The 14,116-nt window shown below is 74.0% G+C and carries 14 protein-coding genes; 8 read left to right on the top strand and 6 right to left on the bottom strand.

Features of this window, described 5'->3' with window-relative positions; translation table 11 throughout:
• The first annotated feature begins 63 nt into the window (after positions 1–63).
• From AB0C84_RS43790 to AB0C84_RS43800, 3 genes are all read left to right on the top strand, one after another.
• A complete protein-coding gene (locus AB0C84_RS43790) occupies positions 64–525 on the top strand; it encodes a MerR family transcriptional regulator (RefSeq protein ID WP_361078238.1) in 462 nt (153 codons plus the stop codon).
• Positions 526–599: 74 nt separating this feature from the next.
• Positions 600–1,172 (top strand): NAD(P)H-dependent oxidoreductase, encoded by a 573-nt coding sequence (locus tag AB0C84_RS43795; protein ID WP_361078242.1) that lies wholly within the window; start codon positions 600–602, stop codon positions 1,170–1,172.
• A 1-nt stretch (position 1,173) separates the two neighbouring features.
• Positions 1,174–2,646, top strand: a complete 1,473-nt coding sequence (locus AB0C84_RS43800; RefSeq protein ID WP_361078245.1) for a DHA2 family efflux MFS transporter permease subunit — start codon at positions 1,174–1,176, stop codon at positions 2,644–2,646.
• Between the two features lie 39 nt (positions 2,647–2,685).
• Here AB0C84_RS43800 and AB0C84_RS43805 read toward each other — a convergent pair whose 3' ends face one another.
• Together AB0C84_RS43805 and AB0C84_RS43810 are read right to left on the bottom strand one after the other, a co-directional pair.
• Entirely contained in the window at positions 2,686–3,492 is an 807-nt protein-coding gene (locus AB0C84_RS43805) for an SDR family oxidoreductase (RefSeq protein ID WP_361078248.1), read from the bottom strand.
• A gap of 103 nt (positions 3,493–3,595) precedes the next feature.
• Positions 3,596–4,168, bottom strand: a complete 573-nt coding sequence (locus tag AB0C84_RS43810) for a CGNR zinc finger domain-containing protein (RefSeq protein WP_258940229.1) — start codon at positions 4,166–4,168, stop codon at positions 3,596–3,598.
• Between the two features lie 69 nt (positions 4,169–4,237).
• Here AB0C84_RS43810 and AB0C84_RS43815 point away from each other — a divergent pair, with 69 nt between their 5' ends.
• Positions 4,238–4,627 (top strand): carboxymuconolactone decarboxylase family protein, encoded by a 390-nt coding sequence (locus AB0C84_RS43815; protein WP_361078251.1) that lies wholly within the window; start codon positions 4,238–4,240, stop codon positions 4,625–4,627.
• The gene (locus AB0C84_RS43820) at positions 4,624–5,496 is read left to right on the top strand and encodes a hypothetical protein (protein ID WP_361078254.1); all 873 of its coding nucleotides are present in this window, start codon (positions 4,624–4,626) and stop codon (positions 5,494–5,496) included. Before AB0C84_RS43815 ends, AB0C84_RS43820 begins: the two co-directional genes overlap by 4 nt.
• A gap of 162 nt (positions 5,497–5,658) precedes the next feature.
• Here AB0C84_RS43820 and AB0C84_RS43825 read toward each other — a convergent pair whose 3' ends face one another.
• Complete coding sequence (locus tag AB0C84_RS43825) at positions 5,659–6,108, bottom strand: hypothetical protein (protein WP_361078257.1); 450 nt, start codon at positions 6,106–6,108, stop codon at positions 5,659–5,661.
• A 48-nt stretch (positions 6,109–6,156) separates the two neighbouring features.
• On the bottom strand, positions 6,157–6,807 hold the full coding sequence (locus AB0C84_RS43830) for a YoaK family protein (protein ID WP_258940233.1): 651 nt from the start codon (positions 6,805–6,807) through the stop codon (positions 6,157–6,159).
• 168 nt (positions 6,808–6,975) lie between these two features.
• On the opposite strand from AB0C84_RS43830, the gene AB0C84_RS43835 reads away from it, so the two are divergent.
• A complete protein-coding gene (locus AB0C84_RS43835) occupies positions 6,976–8,319 on the top strand; it encodes a serine/threonine-protein kinase (RefSeq protein WP_361078260.1) in 1,344 nt (447 codons plus the stop codon).
• A 9-nt stretch (positions 8,320–8,328) separates the two neighbouring features.
• Here the strand turns inward: AB0C84_RS43835 and AB0C84_RS43840 are convergent, their stop codons facing one another.
• Complete coding sequence (locus AB0C84_RS43840; RefSeq protein ID WP_361078263.1) at positions 8,329–11,010, bottom strand: LuxR C-terminal-related transcriptional regulator; 2,682 nt, start codon at positions 11,008–11,010, stop codon at positions 8,329–8,331.
• Between the two features lie 142 nt (positions 11,011–11,152).
• Here AB0C84_RS43840 and AB0C84_RS43845 point away from each other — a divergent pair, with 142 nt between their 5' ends.
• Positions 11,153–11,710 (top strand): dihydrofolate reductase family protein, encoded by a 558-nt coding sequence (locus AB0C84_RS43845; RefSeq protein WP_361078266.1) that lies wholly within the window; start codon positions 11,153–11,155, stop codon positions 11,708–11,710.
• Positions 11,711–11,794: 84 nt separating this feature from the next.
• Here AB0C84_RS43845 and AB0C84_RS43850 read toward each other — a convergent pair whose 3' ends face one another.
• Positions 11,795–13,588, bottom strand: coding sequence for an alpha/beta hydrolase (locus AB0C84_RS43850; RefSeq protein WP_361078269.1), 1,794 nt, complete (start codon positions 13,586–13,588; stop codon positions 11,795–11,797).
• A gap of 332 nt (positions 13,589–13,920) precedes the next feature.
• On the opposite strand from AB0C84_RS43850, the gene AB0C84_RS43855 reads away from it, so the two are divergent.
• Complete coding sequence (locus tag AB0C84_RS43855; RefSeq protein WP_361078272.1) at positions 13,921–14,085, top strand: hypothetical protein; 165 nt, start codon at positions 13,921–13,923, stop codon at positions 14,083–14,085.
• Positions 14,086–14,116 lie beyond the last annotated feature (31 nt).

Here is a 14,116-nt window from a genome sequence, read left to right on the forward strand (position 1 = left end):
TGATCGGCGGACGGCACCTGGGAGCCGTCATCGTCGAGCTGTGACGTCCCGAGAGGAGCCCCCATGCGGATCGGCGACGCCGCCGCGGCGGCGGGGACCACCCCGCGAGCACTGCGGTTCTACGAGCAGCGCGGCCTCCTGCCCCCGCCGTCCCGCACCGCCAGTGGGCAGCGCCGGTACGGCCCCCGCGAGGTGGCCCGCGTGCTGACCATCCGCCGGCTGCTGTCGCTGGGCCTGACCATCGAGGACGTCCGCGGCTGCGCCGACCGGCTCGACCTGCTGGACGGCGACGCGCTCCCGCCCTACGGCGGCCCCGGCTGCACGCGCAGCACCGGGGTCGCCCGGCGCCGCCTCGCCGTCCTCGACGCCGAGATCGCCCGCCTGACGGACCTGCGCGACGCGCTCGCCGCCCGGATCGGCGGCGCGGCGGACGAGCCGCCGCCCGCCGCGCCGGGGGCACCGCCGCCGCAACGGTCACCGCCGCGTGCCCCCGGCCGTGAACAGGTAGGGCGCCCAGTCATCTGACAGATGAGCCGCCGGCGGTGGTCTCCGTAGCTTCGGTCGCGTCACCATGCCGCGCCTTCGAGGGGAGAGACCACATGACCGAGGCACCGCTGCGCGTCGCGATCATCATCGGGAGCACGCGGGAGGGACGGTTCGGGCCGACCGTGGGGACCTGGTTCGCCGAGCTGGCCCGGCAGCGCGACGACCTGGCCGTCGACGTGGTCGACGTGGCGGACGAGCCGCCGCCCGCCGCGCTCGGGGCACGGGCGTCCGAGGGGTTCGCGAGCGTGACCCGGACACTGCACGAGGCCGACGCCTACGTCGTGGTGACCTGCGAGTACAACCACAGCTTCCCCGGCACGCTGAAGAACCTGATCGACACCCACTTCCACGAGTGGCGGGCCAAGCCCGTCGCGTTCGTGTCGTACGGCGGGCTGGCGGGCGGGCTGCGGTCCGTCGAGCACCTGCGGGGCGTCTTCGCCGAACTGCACGCCGTGACCGTCCGCGACACCGTCAGCTTCCACCACCCGTGGAACTGGTTCGGGGACGACGGCCGGCCGAACGACCCCGAAGGGGCGTCGGGGGCGGCCAAGGGGATGCTCGACCAGCTCGCCTGGTGGGGGAACGCGCTGCGCGACGCCCGGGCCGTCCGCCCGTACGGGGGCTGAGGTGACCGCGACGGCCGAGGCCCCGCCGCGGGACCGGACGGCGCCGGACCCGATGGCGGTCGTGCTCGTGCTCGTCCTCGGCTCCATCATGATCACGCTGGACACCACGGTCGTGAACGTCGCGATCGACCGGCTGTCGCAGGAGTTCCGCGCCCCGCTCGGCACGATCCAGTGGGTGGCGACCGGGTACTCGCTGGCGCTCGGCGCGGTGATCCCGTCCAGCGCGTGGGCGGTCGGCCGGTTCGGCGCCCGCCGGCTGTACCTGGGCGCGATCGCGGCGTTCGGGGCCGGGTCGCTGCTCGCCGGGCTGGCGTGGAACATCGAGTCGCTGATCGCGTTCCGGGTCCTGCAGGGGTTCAGCGGCGGGCTGGTGATGCCGGTCGGCATGACGATCCTGCTGCGCGCCGCCGGGCCCGAGCGGCTCGGCCGGCTGATGAGCACCCTCGGGCTGGCGATCCTCGTCGGGCCGCTCGCCGGGCCCGTCCTCGGCGGCTGGCTGATCGACGAGGTGTCGTGGCGGTGGATGTTCTTCGTGAACCTGCCCGTCGCGGCGGCCGTGGTGGCGCTGGCCTCGCGGCTGTTCCCGCGCGACGTCCCGGCGGAGCCGAAGCCGCTGGACGTCCCCGGCCTGCTGATGCTCTCGCCCGGCATCGCCGCCGTGCTGTACGGCGTGACGACGGGCGGCGACCGCGGCGCCTTCGGCTCCGTGGGCGTCGTGGTGCCGATGGCCGCGGGCGTAACACTGATCGCCGCTTTCGCCGTCCGGGCCCTGACGGCCCGGCATCCGCTGATCGACCTGCGCGGCTTCCGGGACCGGACGTTCGCCGCGGCGACCGGCACGCTGGCCCTGTTCTCGTTCGGCTACTTCGGCTCGATGCTGCTGCTCCCGCTGTACCTGCAGGTCGTGCGCGGCGAGAGCGCGACGATGGCGGGCGTGCTCGGCATCCCGTTCGCGCTCGGTTCCGGGACGGTGATGCAGGTCGCGGGCCGGATCGCCGACCGGGTGCCGCCCGGGCGGCTCGTCCCGGTGTCGGTCGCGACGGCCCTCGCCGGGTTCGCGCTGCTCACCGTCCAGCTCGACGCGGACGCGCCCTACTGGGGGCTGTGCGCGACGATGCTGCTGATGGGGGCGGGCGGCGGCGCGACGATGATGCCCGCGATGACGGCGGCGACCCGCGGCCTGCCGCACGACCGGGCCCCGGCGGCGAGCGCGACGGTCAACCTGATCAACACCATGTCGGGCGCGATCGGGATGGCGACGGCGTCGGTCGTGCTGTCGTCGCTGATGAGCGGCCTGGCGCCGGAGGGGCGGGGCGGCGCGCTCCAGGCCGTCCACGGGCTGGACCCGGACGCGCGCCGGGCCGTCGCGGGACCGCTCGCGGAGGCGTTCCAGCACACCTACCTGTTCGCGGTCGGCATGATCGCCCTGGCGCTGGTTCCGGCACTGCTGCTGCCGCGCCGCCCCGTCCGCTGACACCTCGGTCCCCGGCCGCCGGCCGGGGACCGAGGGCGCTCAGACCTCCTTGAGGAAGCCGGAGTCGACGGCGAAGTCGGCCCCGGTCGTGCTCGCCGACCGCGGCGAGGCCAGCAGCACGACCACGTCCGCGACCTCCTGCGGCGTCGCGAGACGGCCCGTCGTGAGGCTCATCATCTCGGCCGCGCCGCCGTCCAGCACCGCGTCGCGGTCGGAGCCGGTGGCCCCGGCGATGACGTCGGCGGCGCCGCCCTCGTCCGTCCACCACGGCGTCCGGACCGGGCCCGGCGACACCGAGTTGACGCGGACGCCCTGCGGCGCGAACTCCTCCGACAGCCCCTTCGTCAGGTTGTTCAGCGCCGCCTTGGCCGCGTTGTAGTCGAAGTTCATCGGCCCGGGGCGCCGTCCGTTGCCCGACGAGACGTTCACGATCGACGCCGCGTCGCTCTCCAGCAGGTGCGGCATCGCCGCACGCACCGCGCGGACCACGGCGAACAGGTTGAACTCGAACATCTCGCGCCAGTCGTCGTCCGACGGGGTCAGGAACCCGAACCGGGGCAGCGTCGCGCCGGGCGGCGGCCCGCCCGCGTTGTTGACCAGGACGTCGAGCCGGCCGAACTCCTCCACGGCCCGCGCGACGACCTGCGCCGGGGCATCGGCGTCCATCAGGTCGGCGGGCACGTGCAGCAGGTTCGGCCCGGCGAGCGCGTCCAGCTCCCCGCCGGGCTTGCGGGACACGGCGACGACGCGGGCGCCCTCGTCCAGCAGCGTCCGCGTGACGGCCGCCCCGATCCCCTTCGACGCCCCGGTGACGATCGCGACGCGTCCGGCAAGCCGCAGGTCCATGAAATTCCCTCTCATCAGGCGGGCGCGCCCACCCCGGACGCGCCTCGCCCTCTGAACCCCGCCCCTCGCCCACCGGTTGCACCGGCGAGCGCCCCGTCTGGAGCTAGGCGTTCCGGGATTTCGCCTCGGCCGCGCGGCGCGCGCGCAGGGCGCGCACCCGGCCGCGGCTGGCGCAGGCGGGAGACGGGCACCAGCGGCGGCGGCCCGCCGTGTCGACGAAGACGCCGCGGCAGTCGTCCTCAGGGCAGACCTTGAGGTCGCTCCGCGCGGGACCGGTCAGGTGGTCGACGGCCTGCCGCGCGACGCGGCCCAGCGCCGCCGCGGCGGTCGGGGGCGCGGACCTGGTGATCCGCACTCCGGCCGAGAGGTCGACCGGGTCCTCCTCGGCGAGGTAGCCGGCGAGGCTCCGCACGTCGTCCTCGTCCGGCGGGCGGCCGTCCACGGTCGCGAGGGCGATGGGACGGAGCAGCTCGCGCAGGAGGAGGGCCCTGTCCAGATCGTGCCGGTCGGGAGGCCGGACGGGAGCGAGTTCGCAGAGCTCCAGCCACTCGGCGAACCGGCCGGGATCGGGCAGGCGCTCGACCGACCGCGCGCCGAAGGCGCGGCCGCGCGTGGCGAGCAGGTTCAGCCAGGTCGCCCCGCAGTCGAGCCGGAACGCCGACGGATCGTCCTTCATACGGACCAGGGTAACGCTCGACCCGTTACGATGCTACGGTAACGACCCAACCGTTACAGAGGAGATCCCATGTCGCTCGCCGAGCACCTCACCCCCGGCCGTCCCGACCGGGACGCGGCCTACCGGCTGCTGGACGTCCTCCAGGACGAGGCCACCCAGAACGCCGCCCTCCCCGGGCTCGACGACCTCGCGCCGGGCTTCCCCGACTGGATCGTCACGAGCCTGTTCGGCGGCACCTACCAGCGCGACGGCCTGTCCCTGCGCGACCGGCAGTTGCTCAACCTCGCCGCCCTCACCACGATGGGCGGCGTGGACCCGCAGCTCACCGGGCACGTGCGGACCTGCCTGCGGCTCGGCATGGCCCGCGAGGAGATCGTGGAGGCGCTCGTCCACCTCGCGCCCTACATCGGCGTCCCGAAGGTCCTCGCAGGCCTGCGCGTGGCCGGGGCCGAACTGTGAGGATCAGGACGGTCCTCGGCGACATCGCTCCGGACGAACTCGGCGTCTGCGACGCCCACGACCACCTCTTCATCCGCTCGCCCCGGCTGCCGGGCGAGGAGCTCGACGACCCCGCCGCGGCCGCCGCCCAGCTCCGCGCCTTCGCCGCACTCGGCGGACGGGCCGTCGCCCAGTGGACGCCCTACGGGATGGGACGCCGCATCGACGACCTCGCGGACGTCTCGCGCGCCACCGGCGTCCACGTCATCGCCGCCACCGGCCTGCACCAGGCCGCCCACTACGACGCCGACCTGCTGAAACACCTCCAGCTGGACACCCTCTTCGCCGACGAGCTGACCCGCGGCCGGGCAGGCATGATCAAGGTCGCCACGGCCTTCCACGGCCTGGACGCCCACGCCCGGCGCGTCATGACCGCGGCGGCCGCGGCGTCGAACGCCACAGGCGCCCCCATCGGGGTCCACCTGGAACAGGGGACGTCCGCCCTCGACGTCCTCGACCTGCTCTGCGGGGCCCTCGGCGTCCCGCCGGACCGGGTGATCCTCGGTCACCTCAACCGCTCTCCCGATCCGTGGGTCCACCGCCGCGCCGCGGAATCGGGCGCCTACCTGGCGTTCGACGGCCCGTCCCGCACCCATCACGCCACCGACTGGCACCTGTTCGCCTCGCTCGCCGCGCTCGCGGAAGCCGGCCACACCGACCGGCTCCTGCTCGGAGGCGACACGACGACGGCGAGCGCACGCGCCGAACTGGGCGTCCCCCACGTACTGCGCGCCCTGCGCCCGCGCGTCGAACGGCAACTGGGCCGCGAGGCGGCGACGGCCATCTTCACCACGAACCCGGCCAGGGCGTTCGCCGCCCCTTGGACCTAGAACCTGTCGCGAAATGGCCTCGGCCACGCGCACGAACGCGTGACCTGCCCGGTGGAGCGAAGCCGGAGGCGAGCGGAACCGGGCAGATCGCGAAGCGACGCCGCGTTCGCCCAGGCCAGGTCACGTAGCGAGCCGCCAGGCGAGCTGCGTGGGCCGGGACTGCTAGCCCAGAGCCTCGTAGACGAGGGCGGCCACCGCCCCGTACGCCAGGTGGGGGACGACGTCCGACGCCCAGTCGGACGCCGACCACTCCCTGGGGTCGGTCAGGCCGAGAACGGTCATCGGGGCGGTCGACCCGGCCATCGCCAGCCCCGTCAGGACGGCGGTCCCGGCCGGCCTGGGGAAGCGCCGGCGTCCGGCGAGCAGGCCGTAGAGCAGCCCCGCACCGAGGCCGGTGCCGAAGCCGAGCAACGGCCCGAGCCCGGCCTTGCGGTTCTCGGCCTCCTCGCCCTCGCCCAGAGCGAACCCGACGACGTCGGCCAGCTTCTCCACGCTCTTCTCCGGCGTGCTGCTGGCGGGCCGTCCCCGAACCGCCATGTCGAGATAGGTCACCATGTTCAGAGCGGTGGTCCCGGCCGCCCCGGCGGTCAGCCCGCGCGTGATTCTGTCCATGCGGTCGCGCTACCCAGCATCCGCGTCCTCCCACCTGGCCCCGCCCGGTCAGGCCCAGTTCCGGGCGTCCGGCCGCCGCGCGGCGAGGAAGGACGCGACGGCGACGACCACCAGCAGGACGGCCGCGCACCACAGGGGTGCCGACACCGAGACGTGCCGGATGAGCAGGGCGCCGATGGCCGCGCCCAGCAGCAGAGCGGCGATCGAGAGGCCCCTGCGCGCGAGGGCCGCACGGTGCTGCCCGCGCTCGCCGACCAGCGCGGTGAGGGTCGTGGTGACCACGACCGTCCTGAGGTCGGGCACCTCCAGTCGCCGGACGATCGCGTACTGCCAGCCCATCGAGACGGCGAGGACGGCGATCGTCGCGAGGCGGCCGGAGTCGGGGCGGTGACCGAGGGTCGCCACGATCACGGCGGCGGCGGCGAGCGCGACCGCCTGCGCCGCGGTGGCCGCGCCCAGCAGCCGGCCCCGGTGCGCCGGCCGGGTGAAGGCGACACGACCGCCCACGACCGCGCCGACGCAGAAGAAGCCGGTCGACAGCGCGGTCAGCATGATCTCCGTCCCGCTGCCGCCCAGCCCCAGCCCGAGAAAGATGATGTTCCCGGTCATGTTCGCGACGAAGACGTTGCCGAGCTCCAGGAAACTGACCGAGTCCACCAGCCCGGTCATGATCGTGAGCAGCACGAGCAAGGACGGCAAGGGCCCTTGACCTCGGGGTTCAGGCACGCACGCATTCTCGCAACCCCCGACCCGGCACCCCGCGAGCCACCCGGGGCGTGTCACGGAAAGGAGCGAGGCGCGGCGCCCTCTCATGCCGGTCGAGGTCGGGCATCGAGAGGACGCCGCCATCCGGGTTACCGTCCTACGGTGGCTGATGATCTCGGGCAGGTGTTGCTGGACCGGTACCGGCTGACCGAACCGCTGGGACGGGGCGGCATGGGCACGGTCTGGCGCGCCCATGACACGCGGCTCGGCCGGGAGGTGGCCGTCAAGCAGCTGCGGCTGCCCCCCGATCTCGACACCGAGCAGCGGGCGTCCTGGACGGCGCGGCTGGACCGCGAGGCGCGCGCCGCCGCCCGGCTGCGCCACCCCGGCATCGTCACGGTCCACGACCTGGTCGTCTCCGAGGACGGCCAGCCGTGGATCATCATGGAGCTCGTGCCGGGGCGCTCCCTGGCCGACCTTCTCGCGCGCGAGGGCACGCTGGCACCGGATCGCGCGGCGGCGCTCGGCCTCCAGATCCTCGACGCTCTGGTGGCGGCGCACCAGGCCGGGATCGTCCACCGCGACCTCAAGCCCGCCAACGTGCTGCTGGAGGGCGAACGGGCCAAGCTGACCGACTTCGGGATCGCCGCGGTGGAGGGCGAGACCGCGCTCACCCGCTCGGGCGCGCTGCTGGGCACACCGGCGTTCATGGCGCCCGAGCAGGTGCGCGGGCAGCCCGCCACCGCCGCCACGGACCTGTGGGCGCTCGGTGCGACGCTGTACAACGCGGTCGAGGGCCGTCCGCCCTTCGCCGGCGCCGCCACCGGCGCCGTCCTGGTGGCCATCGCCACGGAGGCCCCCTCCCCGATGAGGAGCGCGGGCCCGCTCCAGCCCGTGGTGGAGGGTCTGCTCCACAAGGACCCGGCCGGACGTCCGGACGCCGCCGCTCTCCGGGCCGCGCTGAGCCGCGTCGCCTCCACCCGGCCGGGACCGGTCGCGGAGGCGCCGCCGACTCGTCCGCTTCCACCGCACGGACCCGCCGCGACCCCTCCCACGCCGCCCGGCCGTCCCAAACGCGCGGTCCTGATCGCTGTGGCACTGCTCGCGGTGCTCGTCGTCGCGGGCACCGGCCTCACCTTCGCCATGCGACGCGACTCCGCCTACGAGGCGAACAGGAAGGACGCGGCGGCCATCGGAGCGCCCACCGGATTCACCTTGAAGAAGGAGCAGAAGGTCGACGCGGGCCGGGTCCGCCGCACCTATTCGGGCTGCCCGCGGTTCTGCGGCGGTTCCGCATCGGACCTCGGGCCGACCGTCCAGGTGGTCGCCCGCTGGCTGACCAGGGTCCGCTCCGTCTCCAGCGTCGGCCAGCCGGTCGCGCAGGCGAACGGGTCGGTCTGGACGATGGCCGTCGCGACCGACACCGCTCCCAAGATCTCCAACGTGCGGGTCCTCGCGGTCGGGGATCCGCAGCGGGACGTCCTCCTGCAGCTCGAGGTCGGGTGACACGGCGGCTCAGCGGGAGCGCAGCTCTTCGATCAGGTCGAGAGTGAAGGCGTGCTCGTGGCGGGCACCGACGCGTTCCCACGACCGGGCCGAGCCGGTGAGCTCATCGATGTCGCGGTGGAGGAGCCCGGAGGCACGGGCCAGGCAGGCGGCGACCCACGCGTTCTCCGGAGCGGCGTCCGACGCGGCGGCCAGGCGCTCCGGAGCGTCGGGCAGGCCGGCGGCGACGGCGAGTTCGGCCCCGGCCGCACGGGCGTACCCCCGGTACCAGTCCTGGGGCGGGAACGGGCCGAACGCCCGCTCCACCAGCACCGGAGCTTCCCCGGCCCGCACGGCCCGCAGGGCGGTCCGGGCATCGACGAACGCCGCGTAGGACGCCAGATAGCGGGACCGGGCGTCCCCGGCGATCCGCTCCGCGCGGTCGCGCCACAACCGGAGGCCGTCCTCTTCGCCGAGAAGTCCGTGGGCCAGGGCGACGGCGGCGACCGACGGCGCCGTCCACGCGAGCGGGCTTCCGGCGTCCTCGCAGGCCTCCCAGAGCGTGTCCGCGTGGGACAGCGCCTCGTCGAGGTCGCCCATGAGGACCAGCGCCTGGACGAGGGTGGCCATCGCGACCGGTGACCGGTCGCCGATGAGGTCGTCGGAAGCGGCGAGCCGGGCCGCCGACAGCGCCGCGCGCAGGTCGCCCGCCGCGACGGCGCAGGCCGTGGCCATGTGGTAGGTGTCCGTGATCTCCGGGGCGGGGTAGGGGACGTCGCGCGGCATCGCCGGCAGCAGGCCGACGCGTTCGGTGGCGATCCGGTGCGCCTCCCGGAACCTGCCCGCGGTCAGGGCGGCGATGCCGGACGCGTCCAGCGCGGCCGACAGCAGCACCGGATCGCCGGTGGCCCGGGCGGCGGAACGCGCGGCCGCGGCGAGGAACGGGTCCGGGGTGACCTTCTCGGTGCCGTGGCTCCACGCCCTCGCGGCGGCGAGATGCGCGGCCACGACCCGGTCGCGGAGGTCCCCGGCCGCGCGGGCCCGGGCCAGCAGGGCCCGCAGGCGCTCGTGGGGGATCTCGGCGTCGAACCCGGAAGGGTGCCGCTCGGCGGTCACCACGGCGAACGCGAGGGTGGCGGCCTCCCCGTCGCCGTCGCCCGCCCTGCGGGACTGCTCCGCCGATTCCAGCAGGAGGTCGAAGGCCCGGCCGGTCTCGATCAGGGCGTGTGCGGCGTCCGCGGCGTCCCGCAGGTCGAGCGCCGCCTCGTCCGGCGTCGGCGCCCGCCGGGCCGCCTCCCGGTAGTGGCCGGGGGCCTCGCGGAGGAACCGGCGGGCAAAGGTCAGGTGCCCCAGGGACCGGGCGAGGCGGTGCGGCACGTCCGCCCGGCCCGGCGGCGCGCCCGCGAGGGCCGCGCGCAGGTCGTCGGCGACGGCGTCGAAGCGGCCGCGCCAGTCGCCGTCCAGCCGATCCTCCAGCTCGGCGGCGGTGTCCGCGGCCCACCGCAGGTACCGCTCGCGGACGGCCCCCCGCGCCGCACCGGCGGCCAGCCGCTCCGCGGCGAACGCGCGGACCGTCTCCAGCATGCGCCAGCGGCCCTCCGCGGCCCGGACGACGAGGCTCTTGTCGACCAGCCGTCCGAGCAGGTCGGCGGCCGCGCCCGCGCCGAGGCCGGGGACGACGGCGCCCACGGCCGCGAGGTCGAATCCGCCGACGAACACCGACAGGCACTCGAACAGCTCCCGCTCGTCCTCGGTCAGCAGGTCGTGGCTCCAGCGGATGACCGCGCGCAGGGACCGGTGCCGCTCGACCGCCCCGCGGCCGCCGGTCAGCAGCCGCAGCACGTCCTCCAGCGCCGTCAGCAGCCCCGTCGCCCCGAGGGACGCGCCGCGCGCCGCCGCGAGCTCGATCGCCAGCGGCATCCCGTCCAGCCGGCGGCAGATCTCGGCGACGTCCGCGCGCGCGGCGGTGAACCCCGGGTCGGCCGCCTCGGCGCGGTCCAGGAACAGCCGTTCTGCGTCGGAGTCCGCCGGAAGCGGCGGGACGAGAACGGTGCGCTCGCCCTGCACGCCGATGCGCTCGCGCCCGGTGGCCAGGACGGTCACGGTGGCGCACGCCGACAGCAGCCGCTCGACGAAGCCGGCGGCGGCGTCGAGGAGATGCTCGCAGTTGTCCAGGACCAGCAGCGTCCGGCCCCTCGCGAGGCGGCGGGCGATGACGTCCTCCAGTGCCTGCCCGGGGCGCTCGGTCACGCCGAGCGCGGACGCCACCGCCTGCGCGACGAACGCGTCGGCGACCGGCACGAGGTCGACGAACGCACCGCCGAGCGGGAACGCGGGCGCCGCCGCCTCGGCGGCCACCGCCGCGAGCCGCGTCTTGCCGATACCGCCGGGTCCGAGGAGGGTCACCAGCCGCTCCCTCTCCAGCAGGGCGAGCACCGTCGCGATCTCCTCGCCTCGCCCGAGGAACGTGGTCCGCGCGGCCGGCAGGCCGGCGATGTGCCCAGGCTGGGGCGTACGGCGACGCGCCTCCTCCGCCAGCTCCCAGCGGTCGGTCACGCCGTACTTGCGCAGGAGCGAGGAGATGTGGCTCTCGACGGTCCGGACCGAGATGTGGAGCCTGCCCGCGATCTGGACGTTCGACAGCCGCTCGGCGAGCGCCGCGAGGACCTCCGCCTCACGCTTGGACGCCTGGACCGGACGCTGGGGGGTCATCACGCCAGTCTCACGGATCCGGAGAACTCCGGTGGCGGCTTCCGTGCCGCCTCCGTGGCGGCACGGATGTCCTGGCAGGGCGCTGCCCGGAGACTTGCGGGCATACGGCGATCAGCCCCACACATCCGGATCGGAGAATCCTGTGCGACGCATCATCAACTCCATGTTCGTCTCGATCGACGGTGTCATCCAGGACCCGCAGGACTGGCCGTCCCTCGGGGACGGCGACTCCGGCGCGCAGACCGAGTTGCTGCTCGGTTGCGACGGCGTCCTGCTGGGCCGGCACACCTACGACAGTTTCGCCTCGGTATGGAAGGGGCGCTCCGGCGACCCCTACACCGACAAGATGAACGCGGTGACGAAGTACGTCGTCTCGACCACGCTCGAAAAGGCCGACTGGGACAACTCCGTCATCATCGGCGGCGACGTGGTCGAGGAGATCTCCCGACTGAAGGAGCAGCCCGGCGGGGACATCCTCCTGTACGGGTTCGGCCGTCTCTCCCACACCCTGATGCGGCACGGACTGCTCGACGAACTCCGGTTCTGGGTCCACCCGTTCTTCCTCGGGAAGGCCGACGAGGAGGGCCTGCTCTTCCGGCAGGACACCCGCGCCATGCTCGACGTCATCGAGACACGGACGTTCGACTCCGGCATCGTGTTGCTGTCGTACCGGGTGAAGCCGTCCGCCGGCCAGGCCTGACGAGGCCCCCGGCCAGGGCTGACAAGGCCCCCGGCACCGCTGGCGCCGGGGGCCTGCCGCTCCCCTGGGCGGGGAAGACCTCGCTTACCGCGTTCCGAGCAGGATGGACGAGGGGACCCGTGCGGCCACCGGCGGCAGCTTCGTGCCGTTGCCGGTGGCGGCCGCCTGCGGCGCCATCGCGCTCGCGTCCGCCGGGCCCCTGGATTCGAGTGCCGGCTCAGGGTTGCCGGCGAACGGCTGGACGTCGCCGACGCACACCTTGCCCGCGGGCGGCAGCTTCCCGCCGACGAGGTAGCCGTCGACCGCCTTCGTCACGCACGCCGAAGTGCCGTAGGCGGTGTGCCCCCAGCTGTTGCTGGACAGCAGCCGGCTGTTGGGCAGCAGCTTGCTGGACGAGACCGCGTCGTTGTAGTTCGTCGCCGGGTCGTAGTAGTCGCCCACGAACAGGACGGGCGCGTTCGTGCGCCGGTTGAAGGGACCCGTGTAGGCGTCCTCGTCGCGGACCTTCCAGGCGTCGCGGGCGCACTGGACACTGCCCCAGCCCCACGCGCGCCCGAAGTAGGGCGCCCGCCTGTCGGACGCCGCGGTCAGCGCGGGCCAGCTCCCCGCCTTCTTCGGGTGCAGGCCGTCGGTGCAGGTGACGCCGCTGAACGCCTCAAGGCCGTTGTCGTAGGGGAAGTCCTTGGCCGTGACCTTCTCCGCCGCCTCCTTCTGCCGCCTGACCTCGGCCCGGCGCTCCGCGATGCGGGCGGCGAGGGCCTTGCGCGCCTTGGCTGCCTGCGCCGCCGACGAGGCGGGCGAGGTCGCCTGCCACAGGTCGGTGGCCATGGCGTCGACGACCTCGTAGCCGCTCGGGTCGTACAGCGCGCCGAGGACGCCGCCGACGAGGTCGGCGTAGGTGACCTTCTCGCCTTCGATGTCGGCGGGCTTCGCCTTCAGCCGCTTGGCGAGGACGTCGAAGTTCTTGACGGGATCCCCGTAGGCCGCGAACTGGCACTTCTTCTTGCCCGCCTTGCCGCAGCGGACGAGGATCTCCCGCAGCGCCTTGTAGGCGCCGTCGGCGGACCGCAGCCGGTCGTCCAGGATCTGGTTCTCGGTCTTGCGGGTGCCGGCCCAGGAGACGGGGTTGATGACACCGTCCACGACCACGGCGCGCAGCCGGTCGGGGAACATGTTCGCGTAGTACTGGCCGATCGCCGTGCCGTAGCTGAAGCCCAGGTAGGACAGCTTCTTGTCGCCGACCGCACGGCGCAGGACGTCCATGTCGCGGGCCGCCTCGGCGGTGGACATCGCGCCCGCCAGCTTCTTCCCGGTCGTCGAGCAGCCCTTGCCGACCGCCTTCGCCGACTTGACGTAGGCCGCCTCCTGCTTCGCGCCGACCGGGAACGCCACGTTCATCCCCGCCAGCGCGAGCGTCTGGTCCTTGGTGGACTTGAAGCAGGCGACGTTGGAGCTGAAGCCGATGCCGCGCGGGTCGAAGCCGACGATGTCGAAGCGGTCGAGGACGTCCTTGCCGAGGAAGTAGGGCGCCTGGTAGGCGATGGCGGTGCCCTGGCCGCCGGGCCCGCCCGGATTGACGAACAGGCTGCCGATCCGCTTCTTGGCGTTGCGCGCCCTGACCCTCAGGACCGCGACCTCGGTCGTCGCGCCTTTCGGATCGTCGTAGTCCAAGGGCAGCCGGACGGTCGCGCATTCCGCGGTGTCGTAGCACTTGTACCAGTCGAGCTTCGGAGTGGGCACACGGTCGGCGCGAGCCTTCTCGACCGGGCTCGTCGCGTCGCCCGGGGCTGCCAGAGCGGTGACCGTTAAAGCGGGCACGAGGGCCGCACCGGCCACTCCCGCCACGCCGGCCGCGAGAATCCTGTGTCCGAGACGCATGAGGTTCCCTTCGGGGGGATCGATGCCTCTCCCGCGCGGTTGCACGGATTGGTCCGCTGATTCTCGAATGCTCGACTTGTCCCCGTGATCCACCGCCGGGCCCGACCTCCGCCCCGGAAGATCACCCCGAGGGCCGATTGACGCTCATCCCCCGGGGCGCACCCCAAGGCAGGGCGGGCCGCCCTTCGAAGACCCCACCCGCCCGGCCGGAACACGCCCGCAGACGAAATGATCTTTTTGACGGGATCACGGCCCCCGGTGTGCTGTAATCCGGTTGGTCCGAATAATGATCACCGTCCACGGCCGCCGACGGCCGGGGAGAGGAGACACGCATGAGCCGTCTCGTCGACCGCCTCCTGGCGCACGTGGCCCCCAAGGCCACCGCGTCCGCCGGCTGCAAGACCTACTACTACTGCTCGCAGTCCATCTACTACAAGAAGGTCTGCTGCGACGGCCAGTGCCGCCACTACGTGATGGGCGCCTGCGGCGCACCGTGAGGCTCCCCCGCGGGCGGCGTCGCGACGCCGC

Source organism: Actinomadura sp. NPDC048955, assembly GCF_040649435.1.
GTDB lineage: Bacteria > Actinomycetota > Actinomycetes > Streptosporangiales > Streptosporangiaceae > Spirillospora > Spirillospora luteofluorescens.